The organism is Curvibacter cyanobacteriorum, from assembly GCF_028649475.1.
Classification (GTDB): domain Bacteria; phylum Pseudomonadota; class Gammaproteobacteria; order Burkholderiales; family Burkholderiaceae_C; genus Curvibacter; species Curvibacter cyanobacteriorum.
On record NZ_JAQSIP010000010.1, the window covers coordinates 75,108 to 97,934 of the forward strand.

Here is a 22,827-nt window from a genome sequence, read left to right on the forward strand (position 1 = left end):
ATGACCACCACCCCACCGACCCTGCAGGACTGCCTGGCGCTGGATGCGCAAGACCCCCTGCGCGATTTGAAGCAGCTGTTCCAACTGCCTGAAGGCGTGATCTACCTCGACGGCAACTCGCTGGGCGTGCTGCCCGCCGCCACCCCGGCCCGCGTCGCCCAAGTGGTCACCGGCGAATGGGGCGACGGCCTGATCCGCAGCTGGAACAGCGCCGGCTGGTTCGACCTGCCGCAGCGCCTGGGCAACCAACTGGCCCCACTGGTGGGCGCCGGCCCGAACCAGCTGGTGTGCACCGACAGCACCTCGATCAACCTGTACAAGGTGCTCTCGGCCGCGCTCAACATCGCGCGCGAAGACGCCCCGCAGCGAAAGCGCATCGTCAGCGAGCGCAGCAACTTCCCGACCGACCTGTACATCGCCGAATCGCTGGCGCGTGAACGGGGTCTGGAGCTGGTGCTGGTCGAGCCCGAGGAAGTGTTGGGCGCCCTGGACGAGCAGGTCGCCGTGCTGATGCTGACCCACGTCAACTACCGCACCGGCGCCATGCTGGACATGGCCGCCGTGACCGCCGCCGCCCACGCCGCCGGCGCCCTGACCGTGTGGGACCTGGCGCACAGCGCTGGCGCCGTGCCGGTCGACCTGCAAGGTGCAGAGGCTGACTTTGCGATTGGCTGCGGCTACAAATACCTCAACGGCGGCCCCGGTGCCCCGGCCTTTGTCTGGGCCCACCCGCGCCACGCCAGCCGCTTCTGGCAGCCGCTGTCGGGCTGGTGGGGCCATGCCGCGCCCTTTGCCTTCACGCCCGACTACCAACCCGCGGAGGGCATTGCCCGCTACCTGTGCGGCACCCAGCCCATCCTCAGCCTGGCCGCGCTCGAATGCGGCTTGGACACCCTGCACGCGGCCGATGCGCTGGGCGGCATGGCCGCGCTGCGCGCCAAGTCGCTGGCCTTGACCGACCTGTTCATTGAACTGGTCGAGGCCCGCTGCGCTGGCCACGGCCTGGGCCTGGCCACGCCGCGCGCCCACGCCGAGCGGGGCTCGCAGGTCAGCCTGACGCGCATCAACCCGGCCGAGCCGAGCGGCCCCTCGGGCGCCTACGCCATCGTGCAGGCGCTGATCGCGCGCGGCGTGATCGGCGACTTCCGACGCGGCGACGGCGCGGCCCACCCCGACATCCTGCGCTTTGGCTTCACCCCGCTGTACATCGGCTACGCCGACGTCTGGCACGCGGTCGAACAACTGCGCGAGGTGCTGAGCACCGGTGCCTGGCAAGCCCCTGAATTCAACCAAACCCACGCAGTGACCTGAGCCATGTGCCCTTTCCACCCCACCGCCTCTGGCACCGAAGCGACCGCTGCGGCCAGCCCGACCCCGCAGGACACGGCCCGCATCGTGGTCGAAGAGAAGGCCCAACTCGACTTCAGCCAGTCCATGAGCTATGGCGACTACCTGCAGCTCGACCAGATCCTGAGCGCGCAACACCCGCGCTCGCCCGACCACAACGAGATGCTCTTCATCGTGCAGCACCAGACCAGCGAGCTGTGGATGAAACTCATGCTGCACGAACTGGGCGCAGCGATTGAGCATGTGGCGCTGGACCAGTTGCCCACCGCCTTCAAGATGCTGGCCCGGGTCAGCAAGATCATGGAACAGCTGGTGCACGCCTGGGACGTGCTGGCCACCATGACGCCGCCCGAATACAGCGCCATCCGGCCCTACCTGGTCAGCTCCAGCGGCTTTCAAAGCTACCAGTACCGCTGCATCGAGTTCGCGCTGGGCAACAAGAATGCGGCCATGCTCAAGCCCCACGCGCACCGCCCCGACCTGCTGGCCCAGGTGCAGGCGCGCTACCAGGCGCCTTCCTTGTACGACCAGTCGCTGCGCCTGCTGGCCCGCCGCGGCCTGGTGGTGCCCAGCAGCCACACCGAGCGCGACTGGACCCAACCCTACACCGCCAGCGCCGAGGTCGAACAGGCCTGGCTGCAGGTTTACCGCGACCCGCAGGCCCATTGGGACCTGTACCAGCTCGGCGAGGAACTGACCGACCTCGAAGACGCCTTCCGTCTGTGGCGCTTCCGCCATGTGACCACGGTGGAGCGTGTGATCGGCTTCAAGCGCGGCACCGGCGGCACCGGCGGCGTGAGCTACCTGCGCAAGATGCTCGACGTGGTGCTGTTCCCCGAAATCTGGAGCCTGCGCACCCAACTCTGAGCCGCAGGTCGACTGTCGGCGCTCGGTCGCCCCGCCCTGGCGCACAAAAAGCAGCCCACGCACTTATGCTGCAGTGCACAATAGCTGCATTGCAACTGCACGGAAACAGGGTATGCGACGCGTTGTGTTCAATCAAAAGGGCGGGGTCGGCAAGTCCACCATCACCAGCAACCTGGCCGCCATCGGCGCGGCCCGCGGTCTGCGGACCCTGGTCGTCGACCTCGACGCCCAGGGCAATTCAAGCCGCTACCTGCTGGGCGACGCGATCGAACAAGGCCCGGCTGGGGCGGCCGAGTTCTTTGACACCACGCTCAAGTTCACCCTGCGCAACCCAGCGACCAGCGAGTTCATTGTCGAATCGCCCTGGGAGCATCTGCATGTGATGGCCGCCAGCCCGCAGCTCGAAGAGCTGCACAGCAAGCTGGAAAGCCGCTACAAGATCTACAAGCTGCGCGACGCCTTGAACGAACTGGACGACGCCTACGACCTGGTCTGGATCGACACCCCGCCGGCGCTGAACTTCTACACCCGCTCAGCGCTGATCGCGGCCCAGTCCTGCCTGATCCCCTTTGATTGCGATGACTTCTCGCGCCGCGCCCTGTACGGCCTGCTGGACAGCGTGAAAGAAATCCAGGCCGACCACAACAGCGCCCTCGAGGTGGAGGGCATCGTCGTCAACCAGTTTCAGCCCCGCGCGGCCCTGCCCAAGCGCACGGTGCAAGAGCTGGTCGATGAAGGCCTGCCGGTGCTGGAGCCCTACCTCAGCGCCAGCGTGAAGATCAAAGAATCGCACGAACGCGCCTGCCCCATGATCCATTTGGACCCCCGCCACAAGCTGACGCAGGAGTTCGTCGCCCTGTTTGACGCCCTGCAAGGCGAATGAACGTGCCCGCCTGAGCGCGGGGCGGTCGGTGCCGGCGCATTCCCGCCAGCCTGGGTGCGCCCCGCGGGGCCACGCACAAAGCACAACACCCTGGCCGCCTCGCTTCGCACGGGACGGCACAGGGTGTGCAGATCAGGGTCGGGCGGGCCGGGGGCCCGCGGTCGGGTTCAGAACAGCTGGAAGCTGATCCAGTAGCCGACAGCGGCCACGAAAGCCGACGCCGGAATGGTCAAAACCCAGGCCCAGACGATGTTGCCGGCCACGCCCCAGCGCACCGCACTGGCACGCTGCACCGAGCCCACGCCCACGATGGCGCCGGTGATGGTGTGGGTGGTCGACACGGGCACGCCCATCATGGTGGCGATGAACAGCGTCAAGGCCCCACCGGTTTCGGCACAGAAACCGCCCACGGGCTTGAGCTTGGTGATCTTCTGGCCCATGGTCTTGACGATGCGCCAGCCACCGAACATGGTGCCCAGGCCGATGGCCGCGTAGCAGCAGATGATGGTCCAGCTTGGTGGTGCACTGCCGTCCACGGGCGCGTAGCCGGTGGCGATCAGCAGCATCCAGATGATGCCGATGGTCTTTTGCGCGTCGTTGCCGCCGTGGCCCAGGCTGTACGCCCCGGCCGACACCAACTGCAGGCGGCGGAACCAGCGGTCCACCTTGGACGGGCGGGTGCGTCGGCAGATCCAGGCCACCAGCACCATCATCAGCGAGCCGAGCACAAAACCCAGGAACGGCGACACAAAGATGAACAGCACGGTGCGCAAGATACCGGCCGGCAGCAGCGCGCCGGCCCCGGCCTTGGCGATCACCGCGCCCACGATGCCGCCGATCAGCGCGTGCGACGAGCTGCTCGGGATGCCGTAGTACCAGGTGATCAGGTTCCAGACGATGGCCCCTGTGAGGGCCCCGAACACCACATGGATGTCCACCACCCCGGGCTGAGCGATGCCCTTGCCCACGGTGGCGGCCACACTGAGGTGGAAGATGAAGATCGCAATGAAGTTGAAGAAGGCCGCGAACACCACCGCCTGGCCGGGCTTCAACACCCCGGTGGAGACCACCGTGGCAATCGAGTTGGCCGCATCATGAAACCCGTTCATGAAGTCGAACACCAGGGCCATGGCCACCAGGACCATCACGGCCCACAAAGCCACCTGAACGTTGCTCATGCTGCGCCCCGGATCAGGAGTTCTCGAGGACGATGCCCTCGATCAGGTTGGCCACATCCTCACACTTGTCGGTGATGGTTTCGAGCAGTTCGTAGATGGCCTTGAGCTTGATGACTTCACGCACATCGGGTTCTTCGCGGAACAGCTTGCTCATCGCCGAGCGCATCACGCGGTCGGCATCGGACTCGAGGCGGTCGATTTCTTCGCAGGTCTTGAGCGCGGCTTCAGCGGTGCGCTGGTCGGTGATCTTGTCGAGCAGCTTGACCGCATCGCGCAGGCGCTCGCAGCACTTCAGGCTGAGGTCGGTCAGGCGGGTGATTTCTTCGGTCATCACACGCACGTCGTACAAGGCCATGGTCTCTGCCGAGTCCTGAATCAGGTCGGCCACGTCGTCCATGGTGTTGATCAGCGAGTGGATCTGCTCGCGGTCGATCGGGGTGATGAAGGTCTTGTGGATCAGGCGGTTAACCTCTTGGGTCACCCGGTCTGCCGCGTGTTCGGCGTTGTCCACATCCTGGTTGTACTTGTCACGCAGGTGCGGATCGTTGTAGTTGGCCACCAGTTGGGAGAAGGCTCGCGCCGCCTCGACGATGTGCTCGGCGTGCTGGTTGAACATCTCGAAAAAATTGCCCTCACGGGGCAACAGTTTGCCGAACAGCATGGCGACTCCTAGCAGGCGAAAAAAAAGTCACACAATGTGACGAAAAGATGACAAAGCCCTGCATTCTAACCGCCCGGGCCAACAACACCCGCCAAAGGTCTGCCTTCGCGATCAAGCCCCCCTGAAAATGAAGTAGACGGCACCCACCATGCACAGGCCCGCCCAGAGGTAGTCCAACTTCAAGGGCTGGTTCAGGTAGAAGACCGAAAACGGCACAAAAACGGCCAGGGTGATGACCTCCTGCATGATCTTGAGTTGCCCCACATTGAAGTGGGTGAAGCCAATCCGGTTGGCCGGCACCTGCAGCAGGTACTCGAACAGGGCAATGCCCCAGCTGATGAGGGCGGCCACGTACCAGGGTGAACTGGCCAGGCTGCGCAGGTGGCCGTACCAGGCGAAGGTCATGAAGACGTTCGAGAGCGTCAGCAGGAAGGCCGCCTGCAGCGGCACCGGGAGGTTTTGAAAGAAGGCAAACATGGGCAAACGCGCAAAGCAAGGCCCCCACTCTACCCGCCCACCCGACGGGCAGGCGCTGCAGGCATGAAAAAACCCCGCTCGGGAGGGCAGCGAAGCGCTGTCCCGGCGGGGTTCGGGGGCCGCCCCCACAGGGCGCGGCCCACTGGGCGAGGTTTATTCGCCCAGGTAGGCGGCACGCACCTTGGGGTCGACCAGCAGGTCCTTGCCCAGACCAGTCATGGTGATCAGGCCGGACTCCATCACATAGCCACGGCTGGCGATGGCCAGGGCACGGCTGGCGTTCTGTTCCACCAGCACGATGGTCACGCCTTGGGCGGACACATCGCGGACCACTTCAAAGATCTTGTCCACCATGATGGGCGACAGACCCATCGAGGGCTCGTCGAGCAACAGCACCTTGGGCTGGCACATCAGCGCCCGGGCCATGGCCAACATCTGCTGCTCGCCACCCGACATGGTGCCGGCCAGCTGGTCGCGGCGCTCCTTGAGGCGCGGGAACAGGGCAAACATCTTGTCGATGTCTTCCAGGATGCCGGCCTTGTCGGAGCGGATGAAGGCGCCCATCTGGAGGTTTTCCGTGATGGTCATGCGGGTGAACACACCGCGGCCTTCGGGCACCATCACCAGGCCCTGCTTGACCAGGTCCCAGGCGCCTTGGCCCTTGATGGACTTGTCCAAGTACTGGATGTCGCCATCGTTGGCCACCAGGCCGCCGGTGATGGCTTTCATGGTGGTGGTCTTGCCGGCACCGTTGGAGCCGATCAGCGACACCAGTTCGCCTTCGCGGACTTCAAAGTCCACGCCCTTGACGGCCTGGATGCCGCCGTAGGACACCTTGAGGCCGCTGACTTTCAGAAGCGTTTTCGCTGTCATGGGATATGTCTTTCTAACTCAGTGGCCACCGGTGCCGAGGTAGGCCTCGATCACCTTCTCGTTCTTCTGCACGTCGGCGGGCTTGCCTTCGGCAATCTGCTTGCCGTAGTCCAACACCGTGACGCGATCGCACAGGCCCATGACCAATTTCACATCGTGTTCAATCAGCAAGATGGTGCGGTTGTCGCGGCGGATCTGGTCGATCAGCTCGCGCAGTTGCACCTTCTCGGTCGCGTTCATGCCAGCGGCCGGCTCGTCCAGCGCAATCAGCTGCGGGTCGGTGGCCAGGGCACGGGCGATTTCCAGGCGACGCTGGTCGCCATAGGACAAGGTACGGGCCTTGAAGTCGGCGTACTTGCCAATGCCCACATAGTCCAGCAGCTCGCGGGCGCGCTTGGCGATCGCGGCTTCCTCGGCCTTGAAACTGGCGGTGCGGAAGATGGCGCCCATCAGACCCGAATGGGTGCGGATGTGGCGGCCCACCATCACGTTTTCGAGCGCCGTCATTTCAGCGAACAAACGGATGTTCTGGAACGTGCGGGCAATGCCCGCCTTGGCCACTTCGTGCACGGCCGTCGGTTGGTAGGGCTTGCCTGCCAGCTCGAAACTGCCGCTGTCGGGCGTGTACAGGCCCGTGATGACGTTGAAGAACGTGGTTTTGCCGGCGCCGTTGGGGCCGATCAGGCCATAGACCTGGCCACGTTCGATGCTGATGCCGACGTCGCTGAGGGCCTGCAGGCCGCCAAAACGCTTGGAAATGCCGGACACCTTGAGTACGGTTTCTGCCATGGGTGTCTCTCCTTAACGAACTTGCTGCAGCGACTTGCCGTGCTCAGGCGCTGGCCACAGGCCGCGCGGACGCAACAGCATCACGATGATCATGGCCAGAGCGATCAGCAACTGGCGCAGGATGGCCGAATCCAGACGGCCGTCGGTCATGGCTTGCAGGGGACCCGCCACGTAGCGCAGCACTTCCGGCAGGGCCGACAGCAGCACGGCGCCCAGGATCACGCCCGGGATGTGGCCAATGCCGCCCAACACCACCATGGCCACGATCATCACCGACTCCATCAGGCTGAAGGATTCGGGCGACACGAAGCCCTGGAAGGCACCGAACATGGCACCCGACACGCCGCCAAAGCTGGCGCCCATGCCGAAAGCCAGCAGCTTCAGGTTGCGGGTGTTGATGCCCATGGCCTTGGCCGCGATTTCGTCTTCGCGGATGGCCATCCAGGCGCGGCCGATGCGCGAATCCTGCAGGCGGTAGCAAATGATCACGGTCAGCACCACCAGCACCAGGAACAGGTAGTAGTACAGCGTCACCGAGTTGATGTCGAAACCGCCAATCGTCAGCCGCTTGGCCAGGTCCAGACCGAAGAAGTTGATCGAGTCGATCTGCCCCAGGCCCTTCGGACCGTTGGTGATGTTGATCGGGTGGTCGAGATTGTTCATGAAGATACGAACGATCTCACCGAACCCCAGGGTCACGATGGCCAGGTAGTCGCCGCGCAGCTTCAGCGTGGGCGCGCCCAGCAAGGCCCCCGCAAAGGCCGCCACCACCGCGCCCACCGGGATGATGACCCACCATGGCGTGTGCAGACCGTTGGGGAACATCGCCGCGATGGCCGCGAAGTTGTCGGTCAACTGGGGCGAGGCCAGCAGGCCGAACAGGTAGGCGCCCACGGCGTAGAAGGCCACATAGCCCAGGTCCAGCAGACCGGCGTAACCCACCACGATATTCAGGCCCAGCGCCAGCATCACGTACAGCAGAGCCAGGTCGGCAATGCGCACCCAGGCGTTGCCGAAGTATTGCAACACCAGGGGCAACACCAGCAAGCCGGCGCCCATGGCGGCGTATTTCAGGAACTTGTTGTCTTGATTCATGTTGGTTCTCCTGGGCTCAAGCGCGATCTGCCACCCGCTCACCCAACAGGCCCGAAGGACGCAGGGTCAGCACAATGATGAGCACCACGAAGGCAAAGATGTCGGTGTAGTGGCTGCCCAGCAGGCCGCCGGTCAACTGACCGATGTAGCCCGAGCCGATCGACTCGATCAGGCCCAGCAGCAAGGCGCCGACCACGGCCCCGGCCAAGTTACCGATGCCACCGAACACGGCGGCGGTGAAGGCCTTGAGGCCCGGCAGGAAACCCATGGTGTGCTGCACGGTGCCGTAGTTGGCGGCGTACATGATGCCGGCGATGGCGGCCAGCACGGCGCCAATCACGAAGGTGGCCGAAATCACCATGTCGGGCTTGACGCCCATCAGCGCGGCCACGCGGGGGTTCTCGGCGGTGGCGCGCATGGCACGACCCAGCTTGGTGTAGTTCACCAGCCACATCAGCACGGCCAGGGACACGGCGGTGACGCCAAGGATCAGGATCTGCGTCGGGGTGATCACGGCGCCGCCCAGGTCGATCGGGGTCGACGGCAGCAGCGTGGGGTACGGCTTGTAGTTCGGCTTCCAGATGATCATGGCCAGCGTCTGCAAGAGGATCGACATGCCGATGGCCGTGATCAGGGGCGCCAGCTTGGGGCTGTTGCGCAGCGGCCGGTAAGCCACCTTCTCGATCACGTAGTTCAGCGTCGCCGCCACCACGCAGGCAATGATCATGGCGAACAGAAGGATCAGCCAGCCCGGTGCGCCGGGCATGGCCTCTTTCATGATGCCGATGCAGGTCCAGCTGGTCAGCGCGCCGACCATCAAAACCTCGCCGTGCGCAAAGTTGATCAGGTTGATGATGCCGTACACCATGGTGTAGCCGAGGGCCACCAGGGCATACATGCTGCCCAGTACCAGACCGTTGATGATCTGCTGCAGCAATATTTCCATAAAGTTTCTCCGTTGAGTCAGAAGCCTTGCCGATCCCCGGGCGGATGGCCGGGGCACGACAAAGCCATCTTCCACCTAGCAAAAAACCCGCCAGAAAAAATCCGGAGCGGGTTGGTGGCCGGGATTGTAGCCAAGCCTACAGAATGAAAAAGTTATTGTCTGGCCGGGGTTTACCCGTGTTTTGACCTCCATCAGAAGGCCTATTTGTTCATCAATAAAACTGATCAAACCCCGAGTTCATTCATTGGGCTGCTTTTGTGGCCCGCCCGATTGCCGCCATCTGGCGGCATCACTGCGCCAAACACGACGAGGGCCATCGTCTCGCGAGATGGCCCCCAGTCAGTTTTCGCTGCTACACATTGAGTAGCACCATACGCTTAAAAATCAGGCCTGACAGACGATCTGCACCGCAACGGGGCGAAATCAGACGCAACAGTGGCACTTTGTCGCCTGCCGTCGTTTCCTGCACGTAAAAGTTCCACTTTTCACGCAATAGTGGTGAAAAATATTTTCACTTTTGGCCCGCCGCCTCGTCCAAGCGGCGCAGGTGGGCCAACTTTTCGCCCACTTTGAGCTCCAGGCCCCGCGGCACGGGCTGGTACCAGCCCGGCGGCGCCATGCCGTCGGGCAGGTAGGTCTCGCCCGCGGCGTAGGCTTCGGGTTCGTCGTGGGCATAGCGGTAGGCCTTGCCGTGACCCAGCTCCTGCATCAGCTGGGTCGGGGCGTTGCGCAGGTGCACTGGCACCTCGCGGGAACGGTCTTTTTCAATGAATGCCTTGGCCTGCTTGTAGGCCAGGTAACCCGCATTGCTCTTGGGCGCCACCGCCAGGTAGATCACCGCCTGCGCCAGGGCCAGCTCCCCCTCGGGCGAACCCAGGCGTTCGTAGGTGGTGGCCGCATCGTTGGCAATCTGCAGCGCGCGCGGATCGGCCAGGCCAATGTCCTCCCAGGCCATGCGCACCACGCGGCGCGACAGGTAACGCGCATCGGCGCCGCCGTCGAGCATGCGGCACAACCAGTAAAGCGCGGCATCGGGGTTGGAGCCGCGCACCGACTTGTGCAGCGCCGAGATCTGGTCGTAGAAATGGTCACCGCCCTTGTCGAAGCGGCGCGCATTGAGCGTCAGGGCTTGCTGCAGAAAGGCCGCATCGATGGCCTGCACCCCGCTGGCCTGGGCCGCCATGGCGCTTTGCTCCAACAGGTTGAGCAAGCGGCGCGCGTCACCGTCAGCGTAGCCCGCCAGGGTCTGGATCGCGCCCTCGTCAAAGTCCAGGTGCTGCAAGGCCAGCGTGTGCGCACGCTCGATGAGCTGACGCGCATCGGCCTCCTGGAACGCTTTCAGCACATAGACCTGGGCCCGCGACAGCAGGGCCGAGTTGACCTCGAAGGACGGGTTCTCGGTCGTCGCGCCAATGAAGGTGAACAGGCCACTCTCCACATGCGGCAAGAACGCATCCTGCTGGCTTTTGTTGAAACGGTGCACCTCATCGACGAACAGGATGGTCGGCTGCGGGTGCAGGCCACGGCGCACGGCCTCGGCTTGCTCCACCGCCTCGCGGATCTCCTTGACGCCCCCCAGCACGGCACTGATGGTGATGAAGTGCGCGTCAAAGGCCTTGGCCATCAGGCGGGCAATGGTGGTCTTGCCCACGCCGGGGGGGCCCCACAGGATGCAGCTGTGGGGGCGCCCCGACTCGAAGGCCAGCCGCAAGGGCATGCCCGGCCCCAACAGGTGCTGCTGCCCGATCACCTCGGCCAGCGACTGCGGGCGCAAGCGCTCGGCCAGGGGCACATACGAGGTGGACGGGGCGGAAGACAAAAGATCGGGCTGCTGCGGGTTCATGACGACATTGTCCAACGTCGCCGGGGCGCTGCGGCGGTGCTTGGTTTTTACCTAGCCCCGGCGGCGCAAGCGCGGCGCACAATGAACGATTGCCTCCTGTGGGCCCCTTTTTTGCCCCGCGCATGCCCCCTGAACTCGCCGCCCTGTGGGACCACCTGCAGCAGCAAGACCAAGCCGAGCGCCTGCAACTGGCCTTTGGCCTGCATTGCGTGCGCCGGGTTCAGCACCTGCTCGAGGCCCCGGCGGCCGTGACCGCCGTCACCGTGCTGGAGCTGTACCTGAGCCAACGCATCGACCGCCCCACGCTGACCGCGGCCGCCCATGGGCTCAAGAAATTGGCCCAGCAACTGGAGCAACCCTCCCCAGCCGACGGCAGCCCGCCCTGCCCGGCCGCCACGGTGGCGGCCACCCACGCGGTGGCCTGTGCCGTGCTGGGCGAGGCCCAGCAAGCGGCTCAACATGCGGCGCGGGCGCAGCAACTGGCCTGTCAGGACTCCGAGGCCCGGGCGCGGCAGGTGCTGGAGAGCGAGCGCGACTGGCAAAACCGCACCCTGCACCACCTGCTGGGCCAGCCGCCGCCCGGGGCGACCCGCGCACCGCCCCAGCCTCAGCAACACCCGAGGCGCCCCTGAGCCGCAGCGTTCACCACAGCGATCACCGCAACGCATCCGCCCCAAAACGAGGCCCGCCAGCCCCTCGGTGCACCAAAGCACAGCACATCAGCCCTCCACCGGGCCTGCATGCCTCCAAATCAGGGCCTGATCACCTCACTGACGCACCACATCGGCGCCTGCGGGGGGCTTGAACTGAAAGGTCTCGGCGGGCAAGGTCGGGTTGGCCTGAAAACCGCTGAAGCTCAGCACCGAGCGCTGACCGAAGCTGTCCAGGATGTCGAGGGTGGCCAACTGCTCCCCACGGAACCCGATGCGCACACTTTGAATTTGCCCATCGCGGGCCTTGGGCAGCGCCTGCACCCACTGCTGGCCGTCGGCCTCGGGGGCGGCACTGAGCTTGAAATCGGCTTGCAGGGCCTTGAGGTCGGGGGCGGACGCCAGCAAGGCGGCCGGCGTCGAACCCAGCACCTGGGCCTGTTTGCGCGCGGTGACCTGGTTCAGGTCCACGTCGTACAGCCACACGGTTTGCCCATCGGCCACCAGGGTTTGCTCAAACGGCTTGCGGTAGAGGAACCGGAAGTGCGCGGGACGCTGGAACTCAAAGCTACCGCTCGAGGTCTTGCTGCGGGCCGTGGTCTGCCCCTCGCGCAGCGGGGCCGTCACCACCTGGGTGAACTCGGCGCGGCCGGTGCGCGTGTTCTTGACAAAGGCTTCCAGGGCCTGCAGCCCATCGGCCCAGGCCGACACAGAGGCACCAGCCAGCGCGGCCAGCAGCAAAAAACGGGACTTCATGCTCAGAAACTCCAAGAAAAAGAGGCGGGGGCCAGCGTGAGATCAAGCGGGCCGGGTTTCGTTCCAGCCCCGGGCAGCCACCCCAGCCTGCGCTGGCGGTGCGCCCGTGGATCGATCCCCCACGGGGCCAGCGCTGCATCGCGGGCGCTACATCGACAACACCCATCCGAGAACACCCACCCGACAGCCACAAGCCAACAGCCGGCGCCACCGCCCGGATGCCGGGCTCAGGCGTCGCTGTTGCGGTTGGGCACCAGCACATCGCGCTGGCCACTGCTGGTCAGCGCACTGACCAGGCCGGCCTTTTCCATGTCTTCCAACAGGCGGGCCGAGCGGTTGTAGCCAATGCGCAGCTTGCGCTGCACGTAGGAGATGCTGGCCTTGCGGTCCTTGAGCACCACCTCGACGGCCTGGTCGTACATCGGGTCTTTTTCGCCGCCCGAGTCGCCCCCGGCCTCGCCCACGCCGTCCTCGCCGTCGACCGTGCCGCCTTCGAGCACGCCCTCGATGTAGTCCGGGTCGCCCTGGCTCTTGAGGTAGCTGACCACCCGGTGCACTTCTTCGTCGCTGACAAAGGCGCCGTGCACGCGCACCGGCAAGCCGGTGCCCGAGGGCATGTACAGCATGTCGCCCATGCCCAGCAGGGCTTCGGCGCCCATCTGGTCGAGGATGGTGCGGCTGTCGATCTTGCTGCTGACCTGGAAGGCGATGCGGGTCGGGATGTTGGCCTTGATCAGGCCGGTGATCACGTCCACGCTGGGGCGCTGGGTGGCCAGGATCAGGTGGATGCCAGCGGCGCGCGCCTTTTGGGCCAGGCGGGCAATCAGCTCTTCGATCTTCTTGCCCACCACCATCATCAGGTCGGCCAGCTCGTCGATCACCACCACGATGTGTGGCAGGCGCTGCAGCGGCTCGGGGCTTTCGGGCGTCAGGCTGAAGGGGTTGTAGATGAACTCCTCGCGCGCCTGGGCTTCGTCGATCTTGGTGTTGTAGCCGGCCAGGTTGCGCACGCCGAGCTTGCTCATGAGCTTGTAGCGGCGCTCCATCTCGGCCACACACCAGGTCAAGCCGTTGGCGGCCTGCTTCATGTCGGTGACCACCGGGGCCAGCAGGTGCGGAATGCCTTCGTAGACCGACATTTCAAGCATCTTGGGGTCGATCATCAGCAGCCGCACATCGCGCGCCTCGGCCTTGTACAGCAGCGACAGGATCATCGCGTTGATCCCCACCGACTTGCCCGAACCGGTGGTACCCGCCACCAGCACGTGCGGCATCTTGGCCAGGTCGGCCACCACGGGGTTGCCGATGATGTCCTTGCCCAGGCCCATGGTCAGCATGGACTTGGCCTCGTGGTAGATCTGCGAGCCCAGGATTTCGCTGAGCTTGATGGTCTGCCGCTTGGCGTTGGGCAATTCCAGCGCCATGTAGTTCTTGCCCGGGATGGTCTCGATCACGCGGATCGACACCAGGCTCAAGGAGCGCGCCAGGTCCTTGGCCAGGTTCACCACCTGCGAGCCCTTGACCCCGGTGGCGGGCTCGATCTCGTAGCGCGTGATCACCGGGCCCGGCGAGGCCAGCACCACACGCACCTCGACGCCAAAGTCCTTGAGCTTCTTCTCGATCAGGCGGCTGGTCATCTCCAGCGTCTCGGGCGACACGGTTTCCTGGCGCAGCAGCGCACCGTCGAGCAGGTCGACCTGGGGCAGCTTGCTGTCGGGCATCTCGGTGAACAGGGGCTTCTGGCGCTCCTTGACCACGCGCTCGCTCTTGGGCACCTCGACCATCACCGGCTCGATGATCTGCACCGGCTTGGGGTGGTGTTCGCGGCTTTCGATCCGCTCTTCGAGCACCACCTCCTCGCGTTCGCGCGCGGCGCGCTTGCCCACCGCCAGGTCCTCGGCCATCTCGCGTTTCTCACGGCGCGACTGCACCAGCGAGTCCAGCCAGCCGCCCAGGCGCTCGGCCACATGGCCCCATGAGAACCCAAACACCAGCGCGCTGCCCACCACCGCGACACTGAGCGCCGCCAGCGCGGTGCCCGTGAAGCCCAGCCACTTCATCGAGGCGGGGCCCAGCAAATAGCCCAACACACCGCCGCCGTGGCCCGGCAGCAGGCCTTCAAACCGGTACAGGCGCGACCACTCGAGCGTGGCGCTGGCCATCAGCAGCAGCACCAGGCCCAGCCAAAAACGCCAACGCGCCTGTGGCGGCCCTTGGTCGTCGGCGCGCATCCAGCGCGCCAGGCTGGCCAACCAGGCCCGCAGCCCGGCCACCAAGCACCACCAGACCGAGAAACCCAGCATGAAATAACTGGTGTCCGCGAGCCAGGCCCCCAGGCGGCCAGCCCAGTTGAAGACCCGGCGCGAACCGCCGGAGGTCGACCAGGCCGGGTCTTGCGGGTGGTAGCTGAGCAGCGCGAGCAGGCACAGGGCCAGCACCGCGGCCCACAGAATCAGGCCGATCTCGTGGGTGAAGCGGCTGACGCCCGAGCGTGGCGGCGCCTCCCGGCGGGTCGCGGGAGACGTCAGGGTGTGGAGTGAATAGGTCATAAAGGCAGCAAGGGCACCGAGCTTAAGCGCAATCTCGGCCGGTCCAGGCCTCGCTGGCAGAGGCCAGCTCAGGTCAGTTGCAACAAACGGTCTTTGATGGTCATGCGACCTTCGTCGTCGGACTGCACAAAGCCGCGCTCCTCGAGGTCTTTCATGACCCGGCTGACCATTTCACGCGAGGCCCCCACCATCTTGGCGATGTCCTGGCGCGACAGCTTGTCGCGGATCAGCAAGGTGCCGTCTTCGCACTCCGTGGCGTGTTCCATGAGGGCGCGCGCGACGCGGCCATAGACATCCATCAGCGCCAGCGATTCGATCTTCTGATCGGCCTGGCGCAGGCGCTGCACCAGCCGCTTCATGACCGCGTAGGCCACGCTGCTGTTGTCCTGCAGGCAGCGCATGAACTCGGCCCGACCCAAGGTCAACACGTCGGTCTGGATCTCGGCCCGCACGGTGGCCGAGTGGGTCTGGTTGTCAATCAGGCTCATCTCGCCGAGGTGGTCGCCCGTGCGCAGGGTGGCCAGGATGACCTCGCGGCCGCGCTTGTCGGTGGTCAACACCCGCACCCGGCCGTTGAGCAGGATGAACAGTGCATCGGACTTGTGCCCCTGCTCCACCAAGGCCTCGCCGCGCTTGAAACGCCGCTTGACCACCACACGCGAGATCAATTCGGCCTGCGGCGCGGTCAGCAGCGCAAACAGGGGCACGCGCCGAAGCAGTTCCAGGTTGGACACCATGGTCGTCATGTCAAATCTTCTCCATAAGCAGGCTGGCCCTGGGCCAGACTCGGTCATCTCAGGGCCCCATCGGGGCACCGGCAGGGTTTCAAGCCCCCACCCACAGGGGCTTGATTAGCTTCTTACAATCGCGCTCATTGAAAACGCAGCGACCGCACCAGCCCCCTGCGGGTGGATACTTCAGGCCTCCGCGGCGCCTCAACGCACAACGTCGACCCCTTATCACAACAGGCTTTCTACCATGTCCAACGTCAAACACGCCAAAGTTCTCATCCTCGGCTCGGGCCCTGCAGGTTACACCGCCGCAGTGTACGCAGCCCGCGCCAACCTGAACCCCGTGCTGGTCACCGGCATGGCCCAGGGCGGTCAGCTGATGACCACCACCGAAGTCGACAACTGGCCCGCCGATGTGCACGGCGTGCAAGGCCCCGAGCTGATGCAGCGCTTCCAGGAGCACGCCGAGCGCTTCAAGACCGAAATCATCTTCGACCACATCAACTCGGTGGACCTCAGCAAGCGCCCCTTCACACTGCGCGGTGACAGCGGCGAATACACCTGCGACGCACTGATCATTGCCACCGGCGCCTCGGCCAAGTACCTGGGCCTGGAGTCGGAACAGAACTTCATGGGCCGCGGCGTGTCGGGCTGCGCCACCTGCGACGGCTTCTTCTACCGCGACCAGGACGTGTGCGTGGTCGGCGGCGGCAACACCGCGGTCGAAGAAGCGCTGTACCTGTCGAACATCGCGCGCAAGGTCACGCTGATCCACCGCCGCGACAAGTTCAAGGCCGAGCCGATCCTCAATGACAAGGTGCAGGAGAAGGTCGCCGCCGGCAAGATCGAGCTCAAGCTGTTCCGCACCCTCGACGAAGTCCTGGGCGACGCCTCGGGCGTGACCGGTGTGCGCCTCAAGAACGTGCAAGACGGCAGCACCGAAGAACTGACCTTGACCGGTTGCTTCATTGCCATCGGCCACCAACCCAACACCCAGATCTTCGAAGGCCAGCTCGACACCAAGGACGGCTACATCGTCACCCGCTCGGGCCTGCAAGGGTTTGCCACCATGACCAGCGTGCCGGGCGTGTTCGCCGCCGGTGACGTGCAAGACCATGTGTACCGCCAGGCCATCACCAGCGCCGGCACGGGCTGCATGGCCGCGCTCGATGCACAACGCTTTCTGGAGCAAGACGGCGCGGTCTGAGCTCTGCCATCACAGCCCTGCATGGCGCCAGGGCTTGAAGCCTTTGAGCGCCGCAGGCTATAATCTTTAGCTTTGCTGAAACAGGCAAGCATGAGGTCGCCAAGACCCTTGCTGGCCACAGATGCAAATTACCTCCACCGCCACCCAGGCAACAGAACCGCGCCGCCGCTGCGACCAGTGACGAGCGACGCGGGTCCTGTCAGCCTAAGTGCCCTGACCGGCCAGGGTGGCGAGGTGCGGCTTTGGCCGTTAACAGTCTTAGGAGTGTCCACATGGCACGCGTATGTGAAGTCACGGGCAAGGGCCCGATGGTCGGGAACAATGTTTCCCACGCCAACAACAAAACCAAGCGCCGGTTCCTGCCGAACCTGCAATACCGCCGTTTCTGGGTTGAAACTGAAAACCGTTGGGTTCGCCTGCGCGTTTCCAGCGCCGCTCTGCGTCTGATCGACAAGAACGGTATCGACTCTGTGCTCGCAGACCTGCGCGCACGTGGCCAAGCTTAAGGAGAACCACCATGGCAGCCAAAGGCGGACGCGAAAAGATCAAGCTGGAATCCACTGCGGGTACCGGCCACTTCTACACCACCACCAAGAACAAGAAGACCACGCCCGAGAAGATGCTGATCAAGAAATTTGATCCCAAAGCTCGCAAGCACGTGGACTACAAGGAAATCAAGCTGAAGTAATTCAGCGCCTTGGTTCCAAAAGCCACCCGGCCCCGGCCCGGTGGCTTTTTTCATGCCCGCACGGCCTCCGCGACGGCCACGCGCTCAGGCGGCCACGCGTTGCAATGGGTCCTGATCAAGCATGGCCTGCACCAAGCGCCCCAAGGTGACGTAGGCGGCCTCGACCTCGGCCGAAAAGGGCAGACCGCAACTGAGCCGAACAAAGCGCTCGTAGCGCCCCGTGTTGGAGAACATCGGCCCGGGCGCCACCCGGATGCCCAAGGCCAGCGCCTGCTCGAACAGGCGCGAGGACGACGCCCCCGGCGGCAGCTCGATCCACAGGCTCAAGCCCCCGGCCGGCACACTGAGCCGCGTCCCCACCGGAAAATAACGCGCCACCGCCTGCACGCTGCGCTCGCGCTGCTGGCGCAAGGCCTGGCGCAGGCGCCGCAGATGACGCTCGTGCGCGGCCGCCTCCACGGTGCGGGCCGTCAGCAACTGGGCCCAGACCTGCATGTTGCGGGTCTTGGCAAACTTGAGCATGTGGATGCGCGTGTGCCAGCGCCCGCCATTCATCCATCCCTGGCGCAGGCCCGGCGCCACCGTCTTGTTGAAAGACACGCAGTAGATCACCTGCCCGTGGCGGTCCCAAGCCTTGAGCGGGCGCGGCGGCTGGGGGCTGTCGAGGAATTCGCGGTAGATGTCGTCCTCGATCAAGGCCAGCTGGTGACGCACACAAAAGTCCACCAGTCGCGCCTTGTGCTCGTCGGGCATGACCGCGCCGTGGGGCATCTGCAGGTGCGGCACCACCACCACCGCCTTCAAGCGGGGCTCCTGCTGCACCGCGAGCTCCAGCGCCTCCAGCGAGATGCCGGTGCGCGCACTGCTGGGAATCTCCAGCGCGCGCAGGTTCTGCGCCTCCACCGCCTGCAGCAGACCATAAAAGGTCGGCGACTCCACCGCGATCACGTCGCCACGCTCGGCCACCGCGCTCAACGCCAGGTTGACCGCCTCGGAATTGCCCAGCGTGGCCATCACCTCCTGGGGCGCCACCTGCACCCCGGCGTCCAGCGCCCGGCGCGCCATGGCGGCCTGGAACACTGGGTGGGTGCCGGGGCGCGAATGCCCTTGAACCAGGATGTCTGGAAACTCCCGCAGCAGCGCGGCGCCGTGGCGGTTCAGCGTGGCACCATCAAACAACTCGGGCGCCGGCATGGCCGAGCCGAGGTCAATGCGCACGTCGGCCAGCCGCCCCTGCTCCAGCCACAAGGAGATGCGCTCATTGATGCCCACGAACTCCTTGCCATCGAGCTGCGACACCGGCATGCGGGGATCCGGGTCGGTGGCCTCCCCCAAATTCACAGCCGCCGGGCTGCACACAAAGTAGCCCACCCGCGGGCGGGCCTCCAGGCAGCCCTCGGCCTCGAGGGTGCGCAGGATCTGCAGCGCCGTGGACAGGCTGATCGCGTGGCGCTGCATCAGCTCGCGCACCGAGGGCATGCGCTGCCCCGCGGACAAGGCCCCCTTGGCGATGGCCTGGCGATAGTGCTCGGCCCACTGGCGGTACAAGGGCGGAAGGTCTCGGGAAGTGGCAGCCATGCGGGCCATGATGCCGTAAGCCGGGCAACCAGAACAGATACAGCGCCGACCAAATCGAGGCAGAACAGAGGGCACCAAACTGCGCTGATGCGCCCTGCACCGCCCCGGACTGTGCCTGTTGCCAGGTCCGCGCTTTTTCTACGCTGGAGGGCATGAACACCCCCCTCCCGACACCCTCCCCCTGCCCAGCACCGCAGCGCCACGCGGTCGGGGCCGAGCAAACCTGCCTGCTCCACCTGCAGGCAGGCAGCGAACTGCGCTGCCTGCAAGGCCCCCTCCAGGTGCAGCTCATGCACACCGGGGGCGCGGGGGCCGCCCCCCTGATCTGGTCACTGCCCACCCATGGGGCCTGGCGCTGCCCGGTCGACGGCTGGGTCAGCCTGCGCGCGGGCGGCCCGCAGGGCGCGCGCTACGGGCTGCAAGCTGCGCCCGCCCAGGGCCCGAACACCGACCTCCCCATCGACACCCGAAGCGACAAGGCGAAAAAAAACCGCCCCGGTCTGATCGACCTGGGGCGGTGGTGGCGGCGACTGGGGCGGATCAGGCCTTGGCAGCGCGCAGCGTGAGCGAGAAGTCGCGCAGCGCGGCAATGCCGCTTTCTTCAGCGCGGTGGCACCAGGCCTGCAGGTCGCGCGTCAGTTGCTCGCGCGATTGCGAGGTGTTGAGCCACAGTTGGCGCAGTTCTTCACGCATGGTGACCATCTTGTCGAGCGCCGGGTAGGCCACGCGGGCCTGCGCCAGTTGCGGTTGGGCGGCTGCGGGCACTTTCTCGGCGTCGCGGTGCAGCCAGCGGCGGGCGGCTTCGATCAGCGAGGCATCGCCTTGCTTGACCTTCAGCGCGGCCAGCTCCTGGCGCACGCCACGGGCATAGCCTGCCATCACTTCGTAGCGGTTGGCGATCAGGGCCTCGAGGGTCTTCTCGTCGGCCACCGGCTTGACATCCCCCAGTTGCAGCTTGGGCGGGGTCTTCTTGACCTTGGCCCAGCCGATCTTGGACATCAGGCTGATGTAAACCCAGCCAATGTCGAACTCGTAGGGCTTGACCGAGAACTTGGCCGACGTCGGGTAGGTGTGGTGGTTGTTGTGCAACTCTTCACCGCCGATGATGATGCCGATCGGCGAGATGTTGGTGCTGGCGTCGGCCGCTTCAAAGTTGCGGTAACCCCAGTAGTGACCGATGCCGTTGATGATGCCGGCCGCGGTGATCGGGATCCACAGCATCTGCACGGCCCAGACGGTGGCGCCCAGACCGCCGAACAAGGCCAGGTCCAGGATCAGCATCAGGCCCACGCCTTGCCAGCTGAAACGGCTGTAGACATTGCGCTCCATCCAGTCGTCGGGCGTGCCGTGGCCGAAGCGGGAAATGGTGTCGCGGTTCTTGGCTTCGGCGCGGTACAACTCGGCCCCTTGCCAGAACACGGTTTCAATGCCGCGGGTCTGCGGGCTGTGCGGGTCGTCCGGGGTCTCGCACTTGGCGTGGTGCTTGCGGTGGATGGCAACCCATTCCTTGGTCACCATGCCGGTGCCGATCCACAGCCAGAAGCGGAAGAAATGCTGCGGAATCGGGTGCAGGTCCAGGGCCCGGTGCGCCTGCGAACGGTGCAGGAAGATGGTGACCGAGCAGATCGTGAGGTGGGTCGTGACCAGGGTGTACAAGACCACTTGCCACCAAGTCAGGCCCCACAGGCCGTGGCCCAGCCAATCAATGGCCGCGTTCAACACAGCCCAATCCGGTAAAAACATGTATCAACCTTTTGCTTGAGGAGGCCCGTCAAAAAGCGAGGCTCGCTCCGAAATGAGCAGGGACGCGGACGACTCCATCTCGGATTTTAATCTGGCGCCCGCCAGCCACAATTTGTTTAACCACAAGGTTTAGACAGTTATGTGACGGCGGGGCCCGGCCAGATCAAGCCTTGCGGGTCCAGACGGCGGCAAAGAAGCCATCAGTGGCGTGCTGGTGCGGCCACAGGCGCAGGTAGAGGCCGCCTTCGCCGCTGCACAGGGCTTCGGCGCCAGCCACCTTGAGCTGGGACAGCGTCGGCGAAGCGGCCAGCGGGATGAAGTCGGGGTTGGCAGCCGAGAAGGCATCGGCAATGCCTTCGTTCTCCTGCGGCAGGACGCTGCAGGTGGCATAGACCAGACGACCACCGGGCTTGAGCAGGCGCGCCGCGCTTTGCAGGATGGCGGTCTGCTTTTGCACCAACTCGTCGATCGCCTTGGGCGACTGACGCCACTTCAGGTCGGGGTTGCGGCGCAAGGTCCCGAGGCCCGAACAGGGGGCATCGACCAGCACGCGGTCGATCTTGCCCGCCAGGCGCTTGATGCGGTCGTCGCGCTCGTGGGCAATGGCGGCCGGGTGCACATTGGACAAACCGCTGCGCGCCAAACGGGGCTTGAGCGCATCCAGGCGGTGACCCGAGGTGTCGAACGCGTAAAGGCGGCCGGTGTTGCGCATGCTGGCACCAATCGCCAGGGTCTTGCCCCCGGCGCCGGCACAGAAATCGACCACCATCTCGCCACGGTGGGCATCCAACAGCAGGGCCAGCAGTTGTGAGCCCTCGTCCTGCACCTCAATGGCACCCCGCGTGAACGCATCGAGCTTGGTCAGCGCGGGCTTGCTGTCCACGCGCAGGCCCCAGGGCGAGTACGGCGTGGGTTCGGACTTGATGCCCGCGGCCTTGAGTTCTTTTTGCACCTGGTCGCGCTTGTCGGCCAGCGCATTGACGCGCAGGTCGAGCGGCGCGCCCTGGTTCAGGCTGGCCGCCAGCGACCAGAAATCCTCGGGCAGCTGGGCCTTGAGCGGGCCCGCCAGCCACTCGGGCAGGTTGTGGCGGTGCGGCTCCATCAGGTCGGCGTCGGTGACGGCGTCGCAGGTGTCGAGCCAGTTGCGCTCCTGATCGGTCAGGGCGCTTTTGACAAAGTCGCGCGGGCCATGGAAGCCCAGGATGGCCAGGCGGCGCTCGCGCGGCCCCGAACCCGAGCGGGCCAGGTACTCAAAGCGCAGCTTTTGCCGCAGCACGTTGTAGGTGGTTTCAGCCAGGGTGGCGCGCTCGCGCGGCCCCAGGTTGCGGTGATCACGGAAGAAACGGGACACCACCGAATCGGCGGGGTGTTCAAACAGAAGGGTGAGCCTGACCAGTTCGGCGCAGGCATCCAGCAGGGCTTTTGGGTGCATAAGCGTGCATTTTCCCATGCTTCACCGCGCGGGCCCAAGCACGCACGCCTCGCCCGGCCTGAACCCCACCTCAGCCCCATGTCTGAAAGCGATCCCTCGGGGCGGTCGCCGGGTCGGCCGGCCAGCAGCGCTGGCACCGGCTATGCTGCGCAGCCCCGACCGCGGGTTGCGCCCCTGTGACGGGTCGGCGCTCACCCCACCGCCACATCACCACGCCTTCACCACGCCACACACCGCCCCACGGAACACCGCCATGACCGCCCCCAACGACCTCGACCTGCCCGCCCTCAGCCCCTGCGTGACGCCGGGCTTCTACCGCCATTACAAGGGCGGCTTCTACCAGGTGATCGACACCGTGCGCCACAGCGAAACCCTCGAACCCATGACGCTGTACCGCGCCCTGTACGGCCAGCGCGGCCTGTGGGTGCGCCCGGCAGCCATGTTCCTGGAGACGATTGAGTTCGAGGGCCAGACGCGGCCCCGCTTCAGCCCCTGCGATGCCTCCGAGGTGCCCGCAACGCCCTGAAGCAAGCG

Annotated in this window: 23 protein-coding genes; 9 read left to right on the forward strand and 14 right to left on the reverse strand. The window is 65.4% G+C overall.

All coding sequences use genetic code 11. The annotated features are described in order from the left end of the window. The 3 genes from kynU (at window position 1) to PSQ40_RS18165 (ending at window position 3,097) form a co-directional block, all read left to right on the forward strand. Window positions 1–1,311: a kynureninase gene (gene kynU, locus PSQ40_RS18155; RefSeq protein WP_273953300.1), complete on the forward strand. Its 1,311-nt coding sequence runs from the start codon at window positions 1–3 to the stop codon at window positions 1,309–1,311. 3 nt (window positions 1,312–1,314) lie between these two features. Beyond that, window positions 1,315–2,214, forward strand: coding sequence for a tryptophan 2,3-dioxygenase (gene kynA / locus PSQ40_RS18160; RefSeq protein ID WP_273953301.1), 900 nt, complete (start codon window positions 1,315–1,317; stop codon window positions 2,212–2,214). A gap of 112 nt (window positions 2,215–2,326) precedes the next feature. Then, window positions 2,327–3,097, forward strand: a complete 771-nt coding sequence (locus PSQ40_RS18165; protein ID WP_273953302.1) for a ParA family protein — start codon at window positions 2,327–2,329, stop codon at window positions 3,095–3,097. Between the two features lie 167 nt (window positions 3,098–3,264). Here PSQ40_RS18165 and PSQ40_RS18170 read toward each other — a convergent pair whose 3' ends face one another. The 8 genes from PSQ40_RS18170 to PSQ40_RS18205 all read right to left on the reverse strand — a co-directional run bounded on the left by PSQ40_RS18170 (window position 3,265) and on the right by PSQ40_RS18205 (window position 10,959). Then, window positions 3,265–4,275 carry an inorganic phosphate transporter gene (locus PSQ40_RS18170; protein WP_273953303.1) on the reverse strand — a complete coding sequence of 337 codons (1,011 nt, stop codon included), beginning with the start codon at window positions 4,273–4,275 and terminating at the stop codon, window positions 3,265–3,267. Window positions 4,276–4,288: 13 nt separating this feature from the next. After that, window positions 4,289–4,936 carry a DUF47 domain-containing protein gene (locus tag PSQ40_RS18175; RefSeq protein ID WP_273953304.1) on the reverse strand — a complete coding sequence of 216 codons (648 nt, stop codon included), beginning with the start codon at window positions 4,934–4,936 and terminating at the stop codon, window positions 4,289–4,291. Window positions 4,937–5,047: 111 nt separating this feature from the next. Continuing rightward, complete coding sequence (locus PSQ40_RS18180; protein ID WP_273953305.1) at window positions 5,048–5,413, reverse strand: DMT family protein; 366 nt, start codon at window positions 5,411–5,413, stop codon at window positions 5,048–5,050. Window positions 5,414–5,566: 153 nt separating this feature from the next. Further along, window positions 5,567–6,286 carry an ABC transporter ATP-binding protein gene (locus PSQ40_RS18185; RefSeq protein ID WP_273953306.1) on the reverse strand — a complete coding sequence of 240 codons (720 nt, stop codon included), beginning with the start codon at window positions 6,284–6,286 and terminating at the stop codon, window positions 5,567–5,569. Window positions 6,287–6,304: 18 nt separating this feature from the next. Then, window positions 6,305–7,075, reverse strand: coding sequence for an ABC transporter ATP-binding protein (locus tag PSQ40_RS18190; RefSeq protein ID WP_273953307.1), 771 nt, complete (start codon window positions 7,073–7,075; stop codon window positions 6,305–6,307). Between the two features lie 12 nt (window positions 7,076–7,087). Further along, the gene (locus tag PSQ40_RS18195; RefSeq protein ID WP_273953308.1) at window positions 7,088–8,170 is read right to left on the reverse strand and encodes an ABC transporter permease subunit; all 1,083 of its coding nucleotides are present in this window, start codon (window positions 8,168–8,170) and stop codon (window positions 7,088–7,090) included. Between the two features lie 16 nt (window positions 8,171–8,186). Then, window positions 8,187–9,116, reverse strand: a complete 930-nt coding sequence (locus PSQ40_RS18200) for a branched-chain amino acid ABC transporter permease (RefSeq protein ID WP_273953309.1) — start codon at window positions 9,114–9,116, stop codon at window positions 8,187–8,189. 511 nt (window positions 9,117–9,627) lie between these two features. Next, complete coding sequence (locus tag PSQ40_RS18205; RefSeq protein ID WP_273953310.1) at window positions 9,628–10,959, reverse strand: replication-associated recombination protein A; 1,332 nt, start codon at window positions 10,957–10,959, stop codon at window positions 9,628–9,630. Window positions 10,960–11,081: 122 nt separating this feature from the next. Here PSQ40_RS18205 and PSQ40_RS18210 point away from each other — a divergent pair, with 122 nt between their 5' ends. Next, the gene (locus tag PSQ40_RS18210; protein WP_273953311.1) at window positions 11,082–11,591 is read left to right on the forward strand and encodes a hypothetical protein; all 510 of its coding nucleotides are present in this window, start codon (window positions 11,082–11,084) and stop codon (window positions 11,589–11,591) included. 135 nt (window positions 11,592–11,726) lie between these two features. Here the strand turns inward: PSQ40_RS18210 and lolA are convergent, their stop codons facing one another. The 3 genes from lolA to PSQ40_RS18225 all read right to left on the reverse strand — a co-directional run bounded on the left by lolA (window position 11,727) and on the right by PSQ40_RS18225 (window position 15,660). Continuing rightward, window positions 11,727–12,365 carry an outer membrane lipoprotein chaperone LolA gene (gene lolA, locus PSQ40_RS18215; RefSeq protein WP_273953312.1) on the reverse strand — a complete coding sequence of 213 codons (639 nt, stop codon included), beginning with the start codon at window positions 12,363–12,365 and terminating at the stop codon, window positions 11,727–11,729. A 227-nt stretch (window positions 12,366–12,592) separates the two neighbouring features. Further along, window positions 12,593–14,914 carry a DNA translocase FtsK gene (locus PSQ40_RS18220; protein WP_273953313.1) on the reverse strand — a complete coding sequence of 774 codons (2,322 nt, stop codon included), beginning with the start codon at window positions 14,912–14,914 and terminating at the stop codon, window positions 12,593–12,595. A 68-nt stretch (window positions 14,915–14,982) separates the two neighbouring features. Beyond that, a complete protein-coding gene (locus PSQ40_RS18225; RefSeq protein WP_273953314.1) occupies window positions 14,983–15,660 on the reverse strand; it encodes a Crp/Fnr family transcriptional regulator in 678 nt (225 codons plus the stop codon). 232 nt (window positions 15,661–15,892) lie between these two features. Here PSQ40_RS18225 and trxB point away from each other — a divergent pair, with 232 nt between their 5' ends. From trxB to rpmG, 3 genes are all read left to right on the forward strand, one after another. Further along, window positions 15,893–16,852, forward strand: a complete 960-nt coding sequence (trxB, locus tag PSQ40_RS18230; protein ID WP_273953315.1) for a thioredoxin-disulfide reductase — start codon at window positions 15,893–15,895, stop codon at window positions 16,850–16,852. Between the two features lie 272 nt (window positions 16,853–17,124). Continuing rightward, window positions 17,125–17,358, forward strand: coding sequence for a 50S ribosomal protein L28 (gene rpmB / locus PSQ40_RS18235; RefSeq protein WP_057676948.1), 234 nt, complete (start codon window positions 17,125–17,127; stop codon window positions 17,356–17,358). A gap of 11 nt (window positions 17,359–17,369) precedes the next feature. Continuing rightward, window positions 17,370–17,540: a 50S ribosomal protein L33 gene (gene rpmG / locus PSQ40_RS18240; RefSeq protein ID WP_019574658.1), complete on the forward strand. Its 171-nt coding sequence runs from the start codon at window positions 17,370–17,372 to the stop codon at window positions 17,538–17,540. A gap of 84 nt (window positions 17,541–17,624) precedes the next feature. Here the strand turns inward: rpmG and PSQ40_RS18245 are convergent, their stop codons facing one another. Further along, complete coding sequence (locus PSQ40_RS18245) at window positions 17,625–19,118, reverse strand: aminotransferase-like domain-containing protein (protein WP_273953316.1); 1,494 nt, start codon at window positions 19,116–19,118, stop codon at window positions 17,625–17,627. A gap of 152 nt (window positions 19,119–19,270) precedes the next feature. Here PSQ40_RS18245 and PSQ40_RS18250 point away from each other — a divergent pair, with 152 nt between their 5' ends. Beyond that, a complete protein-coding gene (locus tag PSQ40_RS18250; protein WP_273953317.1) occupies window positions 19,271–19,684 on the forward strand; it encodes a hypothetical protein in 414 nt (137 codons plus the stop codon). Here PSQ40_RS18250 and PSQ40_RS18255 read toward each other — a convergent pair. Both PSQ40_RS18255 and PSQ40_RS18260 read right to left on the reverse strand, forming a co-directional pair. Next, window positions 19,659–20,861 (reverse strand): DesA family fatty acid desaturase, encoded by a 1,203-nt coding sequence (locus PSQ40_RS18255; protein ID WP_273953318.1) that lies wholly within the window; start codon window positions 20,859–20,861, stop codon window positions 19,659–19,661. The two genes, PSQ40_RS18250 and PSQ40_RS18255, sit on opposite strands and share 26 nt — an antisense overlap. Window positions 20,862–21,024: 163 nt before the next feature. Continuing rightward, window positions 21,025–22,293 carry an RsmB/NOP family class I SAM-dependent RNA methyltransferase gene (locus PSQ40_RS18260; protein WP_273953319.1) on the reverse strand — a complete coding sequence of 423 codons (1,269 nt, stop codon included), beginning with the start codon at window positions 22,291–22,293 and terminating at the stop codon, window positions 21,025–21,027. 253 nt (window positions 22,294–22,546) lie between these two features. Here PSQ40_RS18260 and PSQ40_RS18265 point away from each other — a divergent pair, with 253 nt between their 5' ends. Beyond that, window positions 22,547–22,819: a DUF1653 domain-containing protein gene (locus PSQ40_RS18265; RefSeq protein ID WP_273953320.1), complete on the forward strand. Its 273-nt coding sequence runs from the start codon at window positions 22,547–22,549 to the stop codon at window positions 22,817–22,819. The last annotated feature ends 8 nt before the right edge of the window (window positions 22,820–22,827 follow it).